The 16,482-nt window shown below is 61.1% G+C and carries 17 protein-coding genes; 6 read left to right on the top strand and 11 right to left on the bottom strand.

The window, feature by feature from the left end; genetic code table 11:
- Positions 1 to 21 precede the first annotated feature (21 nt).
- Positions 22 to 786: an SDR family NAD(P)-dependent oxidoreductase gene (locus tag EPO50_RS31245; protein ID WP_296350993.1), complete on the bottom strand. Its 765-nt coding sequence runs from the start codon at positions 784 to 786 to the stop codon at positions 22 to 24.
- Between the two features lie 117 nt (positions 787 to 903).
- Positions 904 to 2,145 (bottom strand): phenylacetate--CoA ligase family protein, encoded by a 1,242-nt coding sequence (locus tag EPO50_RS31240; protein WP_296350991.1) that lies wholly within the window; start codon positions 2,143 to 2,145, stop codon positions 904 to 906.
- A gap of 217 nt (positions 2,146 to 2,362) precedes the next feature.
- On the opposite strand from EPO50_RS31240, the gene EPO50_RS31235 reads away from it, so the two are divergent.
- The gene (locus EPO50_RS31235; protein ID WP_296350989.1) at positions 2,363 to 2,497 is read left to right on the top strand and encodes a hypothetical protein; all 135 of its coding nucleotides are present in this window, start codon (positions 2,363 to 2,365) and stop codon (positions 2,495 to 2,497) included.
- Between the two features lie 334 nt (positions 2,498 to 2,831).
- On the opposite strand, the gene EPO50_RS31230 is transcribed toward EPO50_RS31235, so the two are convergent.
- Positions 2,832 to 3,221 carry a hypothetical protein gene (locus EPO50_RS31230; RefSeq protein ID WP_296350988.1) on the bottom strand — a complete coding sequence of 130 codons (390 nt, stop codon included), beginning with the start codon at positions 3,219 to 3,221 and terminating at the stop codon, positions 2,832 to 2,834.
- Positions 3,222 to 3,302: 81 nt separating this feature from the next.
- Here EPO50_RS31230 and EPO50_RS31225 point away from each other — a divergent pair, with 81 nt between their 5' ends.
- The 5 genes from EPO50_RS31225 to EPO50_RS31205 all read left to right on the top strand — a co-directional run bounded on the left by EPO50_RS31225 (position 3,303) and on the right by EPO50_RS31205 (position 8,293).
- On the top strand, positions 3,303 to 3,788 hold the full coding sequence (locus EPO50_RS31225) for a MarR family transcriptional regulator (RefSeq protein WP_296350985.1): 486 nt from the start codon (positions 3,303 to 3,305) through the stop codon (positions 3,786 to 3,788).
- The gene (locus EPO50_RS31220) at positions 3,785 to 4,891 is read left to right on the top strand and encodes an HlyD family secretion protein (protein ID WP_296350983.1); all 1,107 of its coding nucleotides are present in this window, start codon (positions 3,785 to 3,787) and stop codon (positions 4,889 to 4,891) included. The genes EPO50_RS31225 and EPO50_RS31220 overlap by 4 nt, the downstream gene beginning before the upstream one ends.
- Positions 4,888 to 6,399, top strand: coding sequence for a DHA2 family efflux MFS transporter permease subunit (locus EPO50_RS31215; RefSeq protein WP_296350981.1), 1,512 nt, complete (start codon positions 4,888 to 4,890; stop codon positions 6,397 to 6,399). Before EPO50_RS31220 ends, EPO50_RS31215 begins: the two co-directional genes overlap by 4 nt.
- A 185-nt stretch (positions 6,400 to 6,584) precedes the next feature.
- A protein-coding gene (locus EPO50_RS31210; protein WP_296350979.1) for an IS5 family transposase occupies positions 6,585 to 7,348 on the top strand; the annotation gives its coding sequence in 2 pieces (ribosomal slippage) (positions 6,585 to 6,915 and positions 6,915 to 7,348; 765 coding nt in all).
- A gap of 489 nt (positions 7,349 to 7,837) precedes the next feature.
- Entirely contained in the window at positions 7,838 to 8,293 is a 456-nt protein-coding gene (locus EPO50_RS31205) for a MaoC family dehydratase N-terminal domain-containing protein (protein ID WP_296350977.1), read from the top strand.
- A gap of 65 nt (positions 8,294 to 8,358) precedes the next feature.
- On the opposite strand, the gene EPO50_RS31200 is transcribed toward EPO50_RS31205, so the two are convergent.
- The 8 genes from EPO50_RS31200 to EPO50_RS31165 form a co-directional block, all read right to left on the bottom strand.
- A complete protein-coding gene (locus EPO50_RS31200) occupies positions 8,359 to 8,817 on the bottom strand; it encodes a PaaI family thioesterase (RefSeq protein ID WP_296350975.1) in 459 nt (152 codons plus the stop codon).
- Between the two features lie 35 nt (positions 8,818 to 8,852).
- Positions 8,853 to 9,974, bottom strand: coding sequence for a zinc-binding dehydrogenase (locus EPO50_RS31195; RefSeq protein WP_296350973.1), 1,122 nt, complete (start codon positions 9,972 to 9,974; stop codon positions 8,853 to 8,855).
- Positions 9,975 to 10,002: 28 nt separating this feature from the next.
- Positions 10,003 to 10,875, bottom strand: a complete 873-nt coding sequence (locus EPO50_RS31190) for an SDR family oxidoreductase (RefSeq protein WP_296350971.1) — start codon at positions 10,873 to 10,875, stop codon at positions 10,003 to 10,005.
- Between the two features lie 25 nt (positions 10,876 to 10,900).
- Entirely contained in the window at positions 10,901 to 12,040 is a 1,140-nt protein-coding gene (locus EPO50_RS31185) for an LLM class flavin-dependent oxidoreductase (RefSeq protein WP_296350970.1), read from the bottom strand.
- Positions 12,041 to 12,113: 73 nt separating this feature from the next.
- Positions 12,114 to 13,214 (bottom strand): amidohydrolase family protein, encoded by a 1,101-nt coding sequence (locus EPO50_RS31180; RefSeq protein WP_296350968.1) that lies wholly within the window; start codon positions 13,212 to 13,214, stop codon positions 12,114 to 12,116.
- Between the two features lie 67 nt (positions 13,215 to 13,281).
- Complete coding sequence (locus EPO50_RS31175; RefSeq protein ID WP_296350965.1) at positions 13,282 to 14,556, bottom strand: aromatic ring-hydroxylating dioxygenase subunit alpha; 1,275 nt, start codon at positions 14,554 to 14,556, stop codon at positions 13,282 to 13,284.
- Positions 14,525 to 15,307: an enoyl-CoA hydratase/isomerase family protein gene (locus EPO50_RS31170; protein WP_296350964.1), complete on the bottom strand. Its 783-nt coding sequence runs from the start codon at positions 15,305 to 15,307 to the stop codon at positions 14,525 to 14,527. Before EPO50_RS31170 ends, EPO50_RS31175 begins: the two co-directional genes overlap by 32 nt.
- A gap of 13 nt (positions 15,308 to 15,320) precedes the next feature.
- Positions 15,321 to 16,475 (bottom strand): acyl-CoA dehydrogenase family protein, encoded by a 1,155-nt coding sequence (locus EPO50_RS31165; protein WP_296350962.1) that lies wholly within the window; start codon positions 16,473 to 16,475, stop codon positions 15,321 to 15,323.
- Positions 16,476 to 16,482: the final 7 nt, after the last annotated feature.

Genomic DNA, 16,482 nt, shown 5'->3' with positions numbered 1-16,482 from the left:
CGAGGACAAACATGGCGAGACCTAAAGCAAGACCGTCCCGCCATCGACGGCGATCGTTTGGCCTGTCACCATCGAACTCGCATCGGAAGCGAGATAGAGGATTGTGCCAACCAGATCGTCCGTCGTGAGCACACGGCGGATGGACTGACCGGAGACGATAGCTTTCACGGCGTCTTCCTTTTTTTCGCTGAAAAACTGATTCATACCCTCTGTCTCAACGGTCGCGGGCGCCACTGCGTTGATGCGTATGTTGAAGCGGCCAAGTTCGCGCGCGAGACCGCGCGTCAACCCGATCACGGCTGCCTTGGAGGTCGTGTAATGCAGGGCGTTGGGCAGACCGTACGTCGCCGCTAGCGAGGAAATGTTGATCACGGAGCCACCTCGTTCGCGCATGGGTGGCACGAACGCACGGCAGCAGTTCCAGACACCGGTAACGTTGACGCGCAGGCATGCCGCCCAGTCTTCCTCGGCGATTGTGTCAAAGCGACCCGACTTGAGCGTTGCGAAGAGCGCCGCATTATTGACAAGCACATCCAACCGCCCAAACCGGGCCAGGGTATCCTCTGCCGCTGCGCGGCAACTAGCCATGTCCCCAACATCGCATTGCCGGCCGAACGCCCGGCCACCGCTCGCCTCAATGTCGCGGACGGTATCGCCACAATCCGAAAGGTCGAGCGCAACCACAGAGGCTCCAGCCTTGGCAAGCCCTTGCGCGTAGGCGCGGCCAAGCCCTCTCGCGGCGCCCGTCACCACCGCCACCCTGCCGCTAAGATCACTCTGCGCCATCTTTATTCTCCACATTTCCACGAGACGCTGTTCCACATACCGCCCTGCCCTATTCATTGGGCGAACCGAACCGGCGTCCTGGCGGAGAGACTATCTCGTCCTCAGGACCTCGCCGGCTCAGTTGTATTTGCGTACATCATCGATCACTTTGCCGTCGTTGGGCAGGCTGCCGGGCGCCACAAACTCAACCCGACCCCGCACTTTGCAGATGTTCTGTACGTCGCCTTCTACCGACTTGGCCAAGTCGGTGGATCCGCCCACAAGCTCGACCTTCAGGGTCATCACGTCTTGCTGATCGACCCAGTCGACGACCAGCCGCAGACGACCCAGGTCGCGATGCCGGCGTGCAATCAGCGCAATCTGTTCTGGGTCAACAAACATGCCCTTGACCTTGGTGCGTTGGTCGGCACGCCCCATCCACCCCCTGATGCGCATGTTTGTGCGGCCGCAAGGACTGATGCCGGGCAGCACCGCGGACAGGTCGCCGGTGCCGAAGCGCACCAGTGGATAGGCCTTGCTGAAAGTCGTAACGACCACTTCGCCAACCTCACCGTCGGCAACGGGATCCCCGGTGCCGGGCCGCACGATCTCGACCACCACGCCTTCGTCGACGATCATGCCCTCGAGCGCCTGGGACTCGTAGGCTATGGTACCGAGATCGGCCGTGCCGTAGCTCTGTAAGGTTGAGATTCCGCGGTCGCGGAACATCTGGCGCAGCGAAGGTGGCAGCGCCTCAGCACCGACGAACGCCTTGCGAATCGACGATATGTCCTTGCCAAGCTCAGCGGCTTTCTCGAGGAGGATCTTGAGGAACGATGGCGTGCCAACATAGCCGACCGGCCGAATGGCTTCTATGGCGTCGAGCTGCAACTCGGTCTGGCCGACGCCGCCTGGTACCACGATGCAGCCCAACGCCCGCGCTGCCGTCTCCATCATGATCCCGGCCGGTGTGAGGTGATACGAGAAGGTGTTGTGGACGGTATCGCCGGCGCGGAAACCTGCAGCGTACATAGCCCGTGCACCGCGGAAATAATCCCTTTCTGCGGTGTCGATCTCGAAGATAGGACCGGGCGACATGAAGATGTGCTGGACCTCCGCGAGCGATACACCGAGCAACCCACCCATCGGCGGCTTTTTCTTCTGCAAGGCACCAAGAGTCCCTTTACGCAGCACCGGAAGTCTGGCGAGCGCAGCGCGGCTGGTAACTGTGGCTGGGTCGACGTCTTTCAGCCATTCGGCGAAAAACGGCGCACTGGCCTTGGCATGCGTGATTTGCGCCTTGAGGGCGGAGGCCAATGCGATCTCCCGTTCCTCGGACGAACGTGTTTCAAGTGTGTCGAAGTATTCGGTGCATTCCATATCTAGCGCCCTCTATGCGCGTCTCTGAACATCCTCTAAGACCGCCAAGGTTTGCCGTATTGGCAATGCTTGACGATGGGCTGGGACCAGCATGAATGGGCCGCGTTCAATCCGAGCTCGAATTTCCTCGAAGCCGGATTTCTCGCGCAACTTGGCCGTCGCTCCTTCCCGCACTAGTCTGCTCTGCTTATTATTGAACATCCATTAGAATTTCAGCGTGCGCGACATTCAATCTGGTTTTTTTGGCGCATACGAAATCATTGCTGCCGAATCCGACTTTACATTAGAATATTCTGCCAAGTATGCCGAAATGCCCTCATTCTGGGAGAGTGAAGGTAACCGTCGCCGGTAGCCTTGCTGCGGCATGTGGGAGATCGCATGGACCACGTCGGCCTCGGACTGTTCTGGACTGACCTCAAGGTCGGCCAGACGTTTCGCACCATCAATCGCACCATCACCGAAGCTGAAGCGCGATCAGAGTCTGGTTGATCCGTTCATTGAGAGGAAGCCGACTCCCTCAAATGACGGGTCAATCGACGTAACAAGTTGGGAGAGGAGTTATGAACTGAGACCTTCCGTCCTCATGGCCGCCTGGGTCGCGGGTCGCGCGCCTACGCGTTTACTCGGCTTCGGCGAGGTCTACCGCTCCGCACGCCTGCGCGGCAATCGCGCCTGGCATCCTCGTATCAAAGCTCCGGGCAATGTCCTCCAGCTCTCGGCAGGCGCACGTCCTGGACGTGGCCGGCGGCCAACATAATCTCGATATGGGCGGGCAGCAGGGTCATGCGTTTCAACCGGCCAACCGTTGTGCTTGCGACGCGACGAATGGCGGTGGCGGCCACGTCGGAGCGTCCTTGTACGAGGCGCAACAGCGCCAAGCCCGGTTGGGGTTCCAAGCGCAACTGGCTCGGGCCTCGATACGCCTCCTCGGCCGCCACGAACTCCCCTTTCAGACGAAATACCTTTGCTTGCTGGTAGAACGCCGCGGCGGCAGCCCGCTGGTTGACGCTCTGCGAACGCGCGCGATTCGTAGGGTGGCGCGCTCCTGCGCATCTGACAGCGCCGCTCTCGATCAACGCGTCGAGACTCTTTCTGTCCTATCGATTTGCGTTCGCAAACAAATAAGCTTAGCTTACTTACTAATGATATCGTCACCGATGCCTGCTGTCGAGCCGGATGATCCCACCCAAACCATGGGCATGCTGGTCTACGACGTGGCGCGACTGATGCGTCGCCACTTCGCCGCCCAGATGGCATGGAGCGGGTTGGGGCAATCGAGCTGGCGCCTTCTCGTGCACGTAGCCCGCAAGCCAGGGTTACGCGCTGCCGATCTCGCCGAGATCATGGAAATGCGGCCGATCTCGGTCAGCCGCGTACTGGACGGCCTCATGCGTTCGGAATTGATCGAGCGTCGTGCGGACGCCCAGGACCGGCGCGCGTGGCGTCTGTTTGCCACACGCAAGGCCCGGCCGCTGATCGCCCGCATGGAACATTTGGCGAGAGAGACCCGTGAGCTGGCGATGACCGGCCTTCGCCCGGAGGAACGATCGACGCTGCTGAGAGCGCTTGCGGTCGCTCGCGTCAACATGTCAAAGGCCAGCAGGGACGGCCATCGACCGGCGGGACGGCCGCAGTCAGAATGAGCGACGACCCGCCCCCGACGATAGCGATCCGTCCTCGCAGATTTTCGCGAAGCCGGACCCGGGTCCTTCTCCTCGCGCTGGTACCTTTGGTCGGCTTAGGAGGCGGCGGATACTGGTACATCTACGGCGCGCGCAACGTTTCGACCGACAATGCCTATGTAAGAGCGGCGAAGACGACCATCTCGGCCGAGGTTTCGGGACGAATCGCCTCTGTGCTCGTGGGCGAGAATGAAGCCGTCCGCGCGGGGCAGCCGCTTCTGGCAATAGACGATGAACTATACCGGATTGCATTGTCGCGAGCTGAGGCCGAGCGCGCGTCCGTGATCGCTCGACTCGATTCCCTGCGCGCCCAAATCCGGCAAAAACGCGAGGAACTGGAACTGGCGACTATCATGGCGAGCTACGCTGAGCGCGAACACGATCGTGGCGCGACGCTTGCCGCAAGAAGCGTCGTTAGCGCAGCCAAGCTCGACGAAGCCAAGAACCGGATGGACGGCGCCCGTCAACAGACGGCGATCGTTCGACAGGAGATCGGGCGCCTGGTTGTAGAACTTGGCGGCGACGAGCAAGCTCCCGCCGATGAGCATCCAGCCGTCAAGCAAGCTCAGGCGATGATAGACGAGGCACGGGTTGCGCTGGAGCGCACGAAGATATTCTCGCCGGTCGACGGCATCGTGTCGCGAGTCGATTCAATTCGGCCTGGGGACCATATCCGCCCCGGAATTTCGCTGTTCTCGGTCATCTCGATGAGCGAGAAGTGGATTGAAGCGAACTTTAAGGAAACAGATCTCACCCGCGTCGTGGCCGGGCAGCGCGTAGAAGCGACCGTCGACACCTTCCCCGGCATCAAGCTGTCAGCCGAGGTTCATAGCATTGGGGCTGCGACGGGAGCGGAATTCGCCCTCATTCCACCACAGAATGCCAGCGGCAACTGGGTCAAGATCGTTCAGCGGATTCCCGTTCGTATCCGACTTCTGGAAGCACGCTCGCTTCCGTCGTTGCGGGCAGGCATGAGCGCGCAAGTAACGATCGACACCGGGTATAATCGTCCTTTGCCTAATCTGGTTGCCCGAGCAATAGGGCGTGCGGATGGCGGTGAGTGAAAGACGCGGCCCCTCGACCGCACGTCAGCCGGGCCGGCATCACGGCATCGGTCATGCTCGCGACAACCATCTATGCCCTTGATAGCACGATGGCCAACGTCGCGCTGCCACACATGCAGGGAAGTCTGAACGCGACTCGCGATCAGGTGTCGTGGACAGTGACTTCGTTCGTGGCGGCAATGGCGATCATGACGCTGCCGATCGGCTTTCTGGCACAAAGGTTCGGCCGGCGCCGCGTCTTCCTCGGCTGCATCTGCGGGTTTACGATAAGCTCTATGGCCTGCGGCGCCGCGGGGTCGCTACCGGAAATGGTCGTCTTCCGCGTCTTGCAGGGCGCGTGTGGTGCCGCGATGGTGCCGCTCTCGCAGGCAATATTGCTCGATACGTACCCGCCCGAACGGCATGCTTCAGCGATGTCAATCTGGGGGGTAGGCGTGATGGTGGGGCCCGTGCTGGGTCCCATCATCGGCGGCTGGTTGACCGATTCATACAGCTGGCGCTGGGTGTTCTACATCAACCTGCCGCTGGGAGCCCTGGCGTTTCTCGGTATCATGGTTTTTCTCGGCGAATCGCCGAAGAAGCCGGCTCGCTTCGACTGGTTCGGATTCGTGGCATTCGCGATCGCAGTGGGGGCGCTCCAGCTGTTCCTCGATCGCGGCGAGAGAAATGGCTGGTTCGAATCGGAAGAGACCGTCGTCGAAGCCTCGATTGCCGCTGCGGCGTTCTACGTTTTCATCGTCCACCTGGCTACGTCCGAGAATTCGCTGGTTTCTCTCAAGGTTTTCAAGGACCTCAATTTTACACTTTGCACTACGCTCATGCTGGTGGTCGGAATGGTGTTTCTCGGTAGCATGGTATTGCTCCCCCTGTTCCTCCAGCAGTTGCGTGGCATGACGGTCCTGGATACGGGAATTCTGCTCGCGCCACGGGGGGTCGGCATGATGGTCACCATGATCATCGCAGGCCGCATGTCTGGGCGCATCGATGCCAGAATACTGATGTCGCTTGGCATGATCATGGCCATGGTCTCAATGTGGGAGACGTCGGGATTCGACATGAACGTTGACGACTGGTCGGTGACGTGGACAGGCCTGCTGCAAGGAGGTGGACTTGGTTTCGTTTTCGCGAGCAGCAGCGCGCTGGCCTTTATCACCCTTCCTGGTCAACTACGCCTCCAGGCGACCGGGCTTTACAGCCTCTTCCGCAACTTCGGAGGCAGTATCGGTATCGCGATTTCGGTTGGCATGCTCGAGCATTTCGCGGCGGTCAACCGCGGCGAGCTCGGCGAGCGCCTCACCGCTTTTTCGACCTGGTTCCACGACCCCGGAGCGAGCATGCCGTGGTTACCTTCCGGCGTGGCCGGGATTGCGATGCTCGATCTCGAACTGGCTCGACAGGGGTTGATGATCGCCTTTCTCAACAACTTCCAGCTCATGGCGGTGATCGGCTTCATTGGCCTGCCGCTGATCGCCTTGCTGCGTACGCCAACATCGATCCGCCGGGCATAGAATTCGATCAACAGTTCAGCTGAAGCCCATTCTCAATTTGAGCCTGCCTGAGAACGACAGCAGGTTGAAGTCGCGGCCGGTAGCGGTCTTCGCTACAAATTCGAATTGACACTAGGCTGTGGTGACAATTTGAGGATTCCCTTGGGAAGGCAGTTCTGATTCAACGCTGGCTTTAGGAGGCTGGCGTGGAAGGCGAAGTGTTGAGAGACGATCAGTGGGCACGGCTGGAGCGGTTCGTGCCTGGCGGTCGCAAGGGGAAGCGCGGTCCCCGCAGTGATGGTCGTCGTTTTCTGGATGCGGTGTTGTGGCTGGCACGCTCTGGGGCCCGCTGGCGAGATCTCCCGGAAGACCGGTTTGGTCCCTACCAGACGGCCAAGCGGCGTTACTATCGATGGATCGAGGCCGGTGTCTTTGATCGGATCTTCGAAGCCGTCGCGGCCGATCGTGATCTGGAATGGCTCTCGATCGACGCCACCGTGATACGCGCCAATGCGCAAGCCGCGAACGGGCGGCGTAAAAGGGGGGACCGCAAGCCCAGGCTCTCGGCCGCTCGCGCGGGGGCTTCGGCAGCAAGCTCCACGCGGTAGTCGATGCGCTCGGTCTGCCGGTCCGCTTCGCGCTCGGGCCGGGGCAACAAAACGATATGGCACCGGCATGCGACTTGATCCGCGGCCTTCCAGCCCATCAGGTCATCGCCGACAAAGCCTATTACGCCGACAGCCTTTACGAACTTGTCCTCGAACAAGGGGGCGAGCCGGTCGTCCCGCCCCGCAGCCATCGCAAGTACCAACATCGATACGACCGTATCGCCTATAAGCAACGCTGGGGCATCGAAGGCTTCTTCGCCAAGCTCAAGCAATGGCGACGCATCGCAACCCGCTACGACAAGCTCGCCGCCAACTTCCTCGGCTTCGTAAAACTCGCAAGCATCATGCTTTGGCTCAAATAGGATTTGTCACCACAGCCTAGTCATCTGGAACTGAACCAGCCGCATTATAAGCAAGCGCTCTGGAGTGAGGAAGGAGGAAGGAGAGGGCTGATGGCGAACGCACTTGCGAGGGACGATGAACCGCCATCGGAGCCCGGCAAACCGGGCATTCTTTCGCGTCAGCGCAATCATCCGGTCATTGTACCCATATCGGGCCAGAGGTTGAGGTCCACCATCCCTCGCATCTGCTGTATGGACGTCGTGTCCGGCAGCATCTTAGCGAGCAGCGCCTCGCCGACCGCTTTGTCTATCTCGAGGCGGCACCCGGCGAGGCCGCACATCAAGGGCTGGCCGCGACGAGCGACATGCGCTCATATGAGAATCAATTGCTACCGAATTCGAATTAACATTAGAACATGCCGCGAAGTATGCCAAACTCGCTCATTCTGGTTCTAGGGAGAGTAAAGGAAACCGTCGCCGCTATCCTTGCTGCGGCATTTGGGAGATCGCATGGACTACGTCGGCCTGGGACTGTTCTGGACTGACCTCAAGGTCGGCCAGAAATTCCGCACCATCAATCGTACCATCACCGAGGCTGATCTGGTGAATTTCATCAATGCGACCGGTATGGTCGAGATGATCTTCACCGACGTGACTTTTAGCGAACAACACGGTGCCATCGCAGGCCGCCCCGTGCCGGGCGCCCTCTGCTACTGTTTCATCGAAGGCCTCTTGGTTCAGGCCACGATGCAGCATACCGGCCTCGCAATGCTGGAATCGACCATAAAGGTGCATGCTCCGACCAATGTCGGCGATACCATTCACGGTGAAGTGGAAGTGACAGCCATCCGGCCAACGAGTAAGGGGAACCGGGGAATCGTCACGACGACCAACAACATCGTTAACCAACGAAGCGAGGTAGTGATAACCTACAGTGCAATCCGCATGATGGCGGGCCGCAGCTGAAGCCATCGCGCCTTGTGCTTCGTTGGCCAACACCGCCGCTGCTCGCCTTTCAAACGAAACCCATGTCAATCCTGGGACTTCGGTAGCCTCGGTTGCATGATCAGAACTGTGCCCTGAGCAGCGCCACAGGCTCGTCCGCCATTCTCGATATCGATCCGCACCACCGCGGTAGAGCGGGTCATGGCGATGATACGCGCCTCTGCGACCACGGTACCGGAGGAGACCGGCGTGAGGAGGTTCAGCTTGAATTCCGTGGTGGCCGCCCACTGGCCAGACTGCATGTGGGGGTAGCACACTAACCCGAGCGCATGATCGCACAACGCCGAAAGAACGCCGCCGTGCATGTTGCCGAAGCGCGTCAACAACTTCGGAGCAACCAACAGTTCCACGCGCAGTCTGCCCGGCTCGACCAACGTAGTGCGCAGACCGAGGAACTCGGGAAGGCCGGATGAAGGTACGGTCGAGTCGAGGAAGCGGCGAGCGACATCTTGATCGAAGGGCGGGAGCCGCGGTGGTAGATCCATGATGCTTCTTTTCCGGCTGTGGTTCAGTGCTAACGTCAAGACGGCGGGATCAGGCAAGAGTGGATTGAGCCTTCGCCATCTACCTGACGCGCCAGCGTACGGATCGCCAAATCCGCATCTTCCAACGCAAAATCATGTGTATGCATCAGCTCAAGCGGAACCTTGCGACTCTCGATGAGATCGATCGCCTTGCGATAGCCTGAACTGAGGACACCGATGGCGCCCTTGATGGTAATCTCCTTCCAGACGACCATGTCGGAAACGAAGTCGGGTACCGTCTTCTGACGCCTTTTGCCGTCCTGCATGGTGAATCCCTTCACCCCAGCCAACACGATCGTCCCACCTCGACGTACATAGTCAAGCGCCCCGCGTACTGGCTGGGTCGCGTATGAAGTGACATCGACGACAATATCCACGCCTCTGCCGGCCGTGATCTCGCGGACGCGCTGCTTGGGGTCCTCATTGTCCACGTCGATGGTGTAGTCGGCACCGAGCGCACGTGCGACGGCCAGCTTCTTGGCATCTGCGGCGAGCCCCGTGACAATAATCGTACCCGCTCCGGCATGGCGGGCGGCCACGACGCTGGCTAATCCACGCTGACCAGGCCCCAAGACCATCACCGTATCACCGACGCTTGTGCCCGGTAGTTCGACCGCCCAACGAAACCCGGCACCAAGGGGATTGAACATGACCGCGATTTCCGGCGGCAAGGATTTGTCGATCCGATGAACGATCGCGTTGGGCGCAAGATACATGTACTGGGAGTATGCGCCCCAGATACCAGGTGCCACCGTGAGCGGGATATAAGAATAGATCTGCCGCCGGTCGCACAAATGATAGTGCCCGCCAAGGCATGTACTGCAGCAATGGCAGGACAGCATCGTCTCGACGCAGACACGGTCGCCGACGTCGACGCGCCAACGCTTTGCCGCAACGTCGCCGATCGCCTCGATGATCCCCAGCGGCTCGTGACCTGGGACCACCGGATAAGGTGTGTTGAGCACTCCTTCGTACTGCTCATGATCGCTGCCGCAAATGCCGCAGGCCTCTATTCTGAGAATGGCGCTGTCGGAGCTGATCGGGGGGATGGGCAGATCGCGACGCTCCAATTGGCGTGGACCGGTCTGAACCATGGCCATCGTTTTCCTGGGCAGCATCGCGTCAACTCTCCTGAGACGTAGACGACTAGCCGATCTTGAAGTAGTCCGGCCGGCCAGCGGACCAGAAATCACCCCACATCTGCTGCCCGCCGTCGATCGTGAGGACTTCCCCCGTGATAAACTTGCCGGACGGGCCGGCCAGATAGACGCAGCCTTCGACGACATCCCATACATCGCCGGGACGACGCATGGGATTGCTCTCGTAAAAAGTCTTCCGGCCTTCGTCCGAGTATTGCGCGAAGCCACTGCTTTCTACGGCGCCAACCCCGAGGCAGTTGACCCGGATGCCCAGTGGCGCCCATTCGACAGCCACCGTCTTCGACAGATAAATGACCCCCGCCCGGGCAGCGGTCGAATGCGCCATGTGAGGCAGGCCGCGCCCGACCGTGGCCGTGACGTTCACAATGTTGCCCGTCTGGGCATGATCGCGCCAGCGCCGAGCGGCGGCCTGCATCATGTACCATGTGCCGTTGAGATTCGTGTCGATGACCGCCTTCCAGCCTTTGACGCTGAAATCGATGGCCGGTTGCGCGAACTGTCCGCCGGCGTTGTTGACGAGCACATCGAGCCGGCCATGGCGCGACCATACGCGCTCCATGAACGATTCGACTTCCTCCGGTTCACGGATGCTCATCGCCATGGCATCGACGTCGGTACCCACGCCGCGCAGCAACGCGACTGCCGCTTCGAGTTTCTCCGGCTTGCGGCCACAGAGAACGAGCCGTGCACCGAGCCTGGCGAAGAGTATGGCGATAGCCTTGCCGATGCCGCTGCCACCGCCCGAAACCACGATCACTTTGTCCTTAAACAGGTCGGGCCCGAACACGGTGGGATGCGCGACGAGTTCGGTATCGGTGAAGCCGAATCGGCGATCGCCAGGGGATGCTGAATCGGTCATGAGTGGCAATGTTTCGCCGGCATGATCAAGCCGGATCCGCGAAGCGCGGCATGACCTTCGTCGCCATCAGCTCCAGCGACCGCAGTATCTGGCCGCGATCATGCAGGCCCTGCGGGATCAGCAGCACGATTTCGTCCTGGCCGGGTACGGCCTTCTGAACTTCCTCCAGACGCCGCGAGATGGTGTCGGGCGACCCGACCAGTAGTTCCGGCAGACCCTGGCCGAACGGAGCAGACCATTGGTCCCAAAACCACCGCATGTCCTCAAGCTGTGCGTGCGCTTCGGCGTCGGTCGGCGCGCAAATGAAGATGCCGCCCCAGGCGGTCGCGTGGCCAGGCTCGACAGCTCGGCCGTGTTTCGCGGCCTCGGCGTGATAGGCGCGATTGAGCTGAGTGTAGAAGTCAAGTTCGTCCGTCAAGACGATCGGCTTGCCGCCGTACTTCGCCCAGAACAGCGCCGTGCGCATTGAGGCGGCGAAGCCGCCATAGAGCGGCGGGTGCGGCGTCTGCAGCGGACGCGGCGCGATGCCGACCTCGTTGATGCGCATGTCCGGGGCGACGCCCTGCCCATAAGTCGTGTAGACGCCGTGCGGATGCGGATTGACCATGCCGACGGGTGGAAAGTTCCAGTACTTGCCACGATGGCTGAAGGTATCGTGCGTCAGCGCCTTGACCACGACGTCGACGAACTCGCTGAAATATTCGCGGTTGGCTTCGTCTGCCGGCGAGTCCTTGTTCCATGGACCGACAGCGTGGAGATCGCCCCGCACCTTGAAATTTTCGACCCATCGAGCCTGATAGCCACGCACCAGGCCGACGCCGAAGCGACCGCCGAGCATGTGGTCCATGGTGGCGATGTCCTCGGCCACGCGCAGCGGATTGTGCGTGGTCGACACGAAGCCGCAAGTGATCACCCGCAATTTCTTGGTATGCTGGCCAATCCACATTCCCATCAGCCGAGGGTCGTTCGAGATCTCGAAGCCCTCGATCTGCAGATGGTGTTCGGGATGGCCGAACCCGAAATAGCCGGCATCGTCGGCGAACCGCGCGTACTCTGCGATCTCGTCCAGCATGCGCTGGTACAGCTCCGGTTTGCGGCCGGCCATCCCGCCTTCGAGTTCAGCCCGCCGGCCGACGGTGCAATAGATGAACAGGCTGAACTTCATGTTGATCCCTCACGGCTAGAAAGCGATTTGCCGGTAGTTCATTCGGCATCTCAGGACGTAAAACCGCCGGCAGCTAGACCGCAAGCTTGTAGAGTTCCGCCACGTTATCGTGCAGAATCCGCTGACGCTGTCCTGCGTCAAGATGGGCTGTCTGTTCGGCGATTACGTCCTTACTCCACGGCCACGTCGAGTCGCTATGCGGGAAGTCGTTGGCCCACATCAGCTGATGCGGCGACATCATGTCGGCTAGCTTGAACGCGACGTAATCGTCCTGAAACGTCAGGCTGATGTTGTCGCGGAAATATTCCGATGGCAGGCGCGGCAGCTCCTGCCCCTTCATCCAGTAGCGGTGGCGCTTGTAGGCATGATCCATACGGTACATGAAATGCGGCGCCCAGCCGGCGTCTGCTTCGACGCACACCACCTTGAGCTTGGGATGACGGGCAAAAACGCCGCTGAATATCAGCATGCCCATGATGTCCTGACAGCCGCGGATGATCGACAGAAACCCGTTGATCTTCGGACCACGGTGCTGATTTATGCTGTCGCTGCTCGACGTCAGGATGTGCCACGACAACGGAATGTCTAGAGCGACGGCAGCTTCCCAAAGGGCATCGTAAGATGGGTTGTCATAGTCGAGCTCGCCGGGATTGCCCGGCATCATGACGCCCTTGAATCCCATGGCTTTGATGCGTTCGAGGTCGGCGACACCTTCCTTGATGGTGCGGATGCCCGTTTGACCGATGCCGATCAGCCGGTCGGGGGCATGTGACGTGTACTGCTGGAGCCAGCGATTGTAGGCGTCGAAGCAGGCCTTCTTATAATCCTGGTCGGGATGGTTGCAGAGGACCATGCCGACAGTTGGATAGATGATTTCGGCGCCCACGCCGTCCTTGTTCTGGTCGGCAAGCCGGGCGGCCGGATCCCATCCCCCGCGATGCAGGTCTTCGAAGTGCGCGCCGCCGATGCGGATGCTACTGGGCTCGACGCCCGCCGCCGCGACAAGACCCATCGGGATGGTCTGCTTCATACCTTCAACGACGTAGATGTCGCCGTATTTGGGGTCGCGCACGACATGGGGCGCGCGTTCGCGGTAGGCGACTTCGATATGCTCGCGATAGCAATCTGGCGGTTCGGTGATATGCGAATCTGCGGAAATCGGAAGCTGCTTCATAGCCATCTCCTCACGTAATTCAGCTGTTCAATCGACGATCAATTTCAAGCATCGAAACGGGCGCGTGCTATCGAGTCGGCTGTCCATATGGCCCAACCAGGCCCGATGCTTCCTGGAGCCTAAGCGCCTCGTGAACCGAGCGATGGAAATGCGCCAGCGCGGGCTCGTTGCGGCCGAACAGCAGATGGTCCTGCGCGCCGGAATGGAAGCCACGCTGCATGTCCTCGCCCAGCGGAAAGTCCTCTTTCTCCACGGTGTCGAGCAGGATCTTCATATTGCGATCCCAATGGCGCTTAGCCTTATCAGTAAGCGCCGGCTCCGGGATGTAAAGGGACGCATGCATCACGCTTTCGTCCGGAGTGTTGCCGGGGAAGACGCGCCACGTCTCCATATGGTCTCCCTGCCAGACCAGCACGGTGTTCGGGAACAATTCGTAGACGACGGCAACATGCTTCAGCACGTCCCACTCGCGTTCCGGCGTTTTGCGTAGCGTCTCGAAACCGGAGCGCGGCACCGCCATTCGAACGTGCCGGCCATAAGGATCGAAGGAGGTTTGTGCCCCCAGAAGTAGCGACGAGATCGTGTTCCGGTGCAGAACCTTGATATGGTAGCCTTCCAGGAACGTGCCGATGACGAGCTTCCAGTTCATCGCTCGCCGCAGCGTGCGCGTCTCGTAGTGGCTGTAGCGCTCGAACCCATACGCCGCCATCTCGGGCGCGAGAGTACCCAGCAACGCGTCGGGGTCGAAGGGCTCTTCGCCACCCGGCCGCACCCAGATGAAGCCGTTGCGCTCAACGGCTGCCAGGCGTCGAAGACCGTGCGTGGAGCGGTCGACCTCGCCGAACGCTTCGGCTTCCCGAACGCCGAGTAGACTTCCATCGAGGCCATAGGCCCATCCATGATAGGGGCATATGAAGGATTCGTTCGTTCGCGCGCAGCCTTGAGCAAGATCGGCGGTCGCCAGCTTGGCACCGCGATGGCGGCACACGTTGAGGAACGCATTGACCTTGCTGTCCTTTCCGCGGACCACGAGAATCGGACGACCCGTGAAATCGTTGGTGAAGAAGTCGCCGGGATTCGGCAAGTCGGCGGTCATGCCGAGGAGGAGAGGATGGTCGTGGAACAGAACATCGCGTTCACGCGCCGCCTGATCGCGACAGATATAGTCTCGTACCGGATTGGCAAAAGGCGCCGCGTTTCGTGCCTGCTCGCCCTTGTCGATGTACGTGAACAGAGTGTGGCCGAGCTCAACCTGTGTTGCATGTTCCATGACCGTTTCTCCTAAACCTTCGACAGGCGGCGTGCCGCCGCTATTTGAATTTCGGCTCCCGCCGCGCGCCAAACGCGGCCAGCCCTTCCGAGACGTTCTCCGAGCGGAGCGCGTCCACGACGCACGCGGACTCGCATGCCACCCCCGCCGCCAGTGTTTCGTCGAGACCAGTGCGGGCGAGCGACTTCATTGCCGCCATGGACTCGGGATTGCGTTTCGCCAGCGCTTGCGCATACGCCACGGCCCGGTCGGTGAGGGCATCATCGTCAACGACGAGATTCACAAGCCCCCATTCGCGCGCCGCTGCCGCATCCAGCCACTCCGCGCTGTACATCAGGTGAAGCGCTCGACGCAGGCCGACCAGGCGCGGCAGGCGCTGCGTACCGCCCCATCCGGGAATGAGTCCATACCGCGAATGCTGGTCACCGAAACGTGCCGAACTGGCGGCGAGCACGACATCGCATGCCATCGAGAGCTCGAGCCCACCGGCCAGGCACAAGCCGTGTACCGCGGCGATGACCGGCAGGCGCGAGCGCTCAAGGGCAGTGAGGGCTTCGTGCCCCGCCGACAGAAAGCTCTCGAGTGACGCCCGCGAAGCGCGCGCCTCGAGAACCTCGTCGAGATCGGCGCCGGTGCAGAAATGCTTGCCATTGGCTTTCAGCAGCACGACTCGGCAGGCTGGATTCGCTTCCAAAGACCGAACGCCGGCACACAGGCCGTCCGCCAGGCCTCGCGAAATGCAATTGAACTTCTCGGGCCGGTTCAATGTGATCACACCGACTTGGGCTTGCAGGTCTACGAGGACGGGCGGCGCAGTGGTCATCGGCATCCTCCGCCTAGTAAGGCACCGCCACGCGCCCGATCTTCTCGCGCGCGATGATCATTTTCTGGATCTGCTCGGTGCCGTCGCCGATTTGCAGGCCCATCACGTCGCGCAGGCGCTGTTGGTGCGGCAGGTCCATCGTGTAGCCTGAATGACCGTGCGTCAGCAGGCACCGGTGAATGGCCTGAAAGGCTGTCTTCGGGGCCCACCATTTGCACATGGCCGCCTCCGACGTGTGGGGCATGCCCTGATCGCGCAGCCACAGCGTCCGGTAGCACAGAAGTCGTGCGGCTGTGAGCAGCGTTTCCGCCTCGGCCAGCGGTTCCGTCACGCCTTGATAACGTGCCAGCGGCTGGCCGAAGGCTTGGCGCTCGGTGACGTAGCGCCAGGTTTCCTCGAGCGACGCGCTGGCGGGCGCCAGCACCTGCAACCCGATCAGCGCGCGGCTGTAGTCGAAGCCTTGCATGACCGTGCGAAAGCCCTCGCCTTCACCGCCGATACGCCATGCGTCCGGCACCTTGACGTCCTGGAAGAAGATCGAGCCGCGGCCGACGACCTTCGAGCCCACGTCGTTGAAGCTAGAGCGGCTGATGCCCGGAAGGTCGAGCGGCACGTGGAAGGCCGTCACGCCGCGAGCCCCGGAGCCGGCCTCGCCAGTGCGAGCGAAAACGACGATGGATTCCGCCTGTTCGATCATCGAAATCGAGGTTTTCTCGCCATCGAGCACATAGCCTTCGTTGTCGCGGCGCGCCTTGAGCTGGAGGTTCGCGGCATCGGAGCCGCCGCGCGGCTCGGTCAGGCCCAGCGCAACCACAGTCTCGCCCCGGCAAATCTTCGGCACGACGTCCCCGGCGATCTCCGGCGGCCCGTGGCGCACCAGGATCGAGCCCATCAAAGACCCGAGAAGCTGCACATAGGCTACGCCCAGATCGGCCGCAGCAACGCCTTCGATTACCAGTCCAGCCGTGACGCCGTCCGCACCGAGCCCGCCGAACATTTCAGGCAAATCGACCCCGATCAGCCCGACGGCCCCCATTTCCCTTATCAGCGACGGCGCGATGTGGCCCTCCTGTTCACGCGCCGCATACCCCGGCGCAAGCTTTTCGACGCCAAAGCGCCGGGCAGTTTCGCCAATCTGCTGCTGTTCCGGGGTGAGGGAAAAGTCCAACTGTCGG

It is taken from the genome of Reyranella sp. (assembly GCF_004297405.1).
In the GTDB taxonomy this organism is placed as follows: domain Bacteria; phylum Pseudomonadota; class Alphaproteobacteria; order Reyranellales; family Reyranellaceae; genus Reyranella.
The sequence above is the reverse complement of the archived record's forward strand: the minus strand, read 5'-3'. Positions and strand labels throughout refer to the sequence as shown.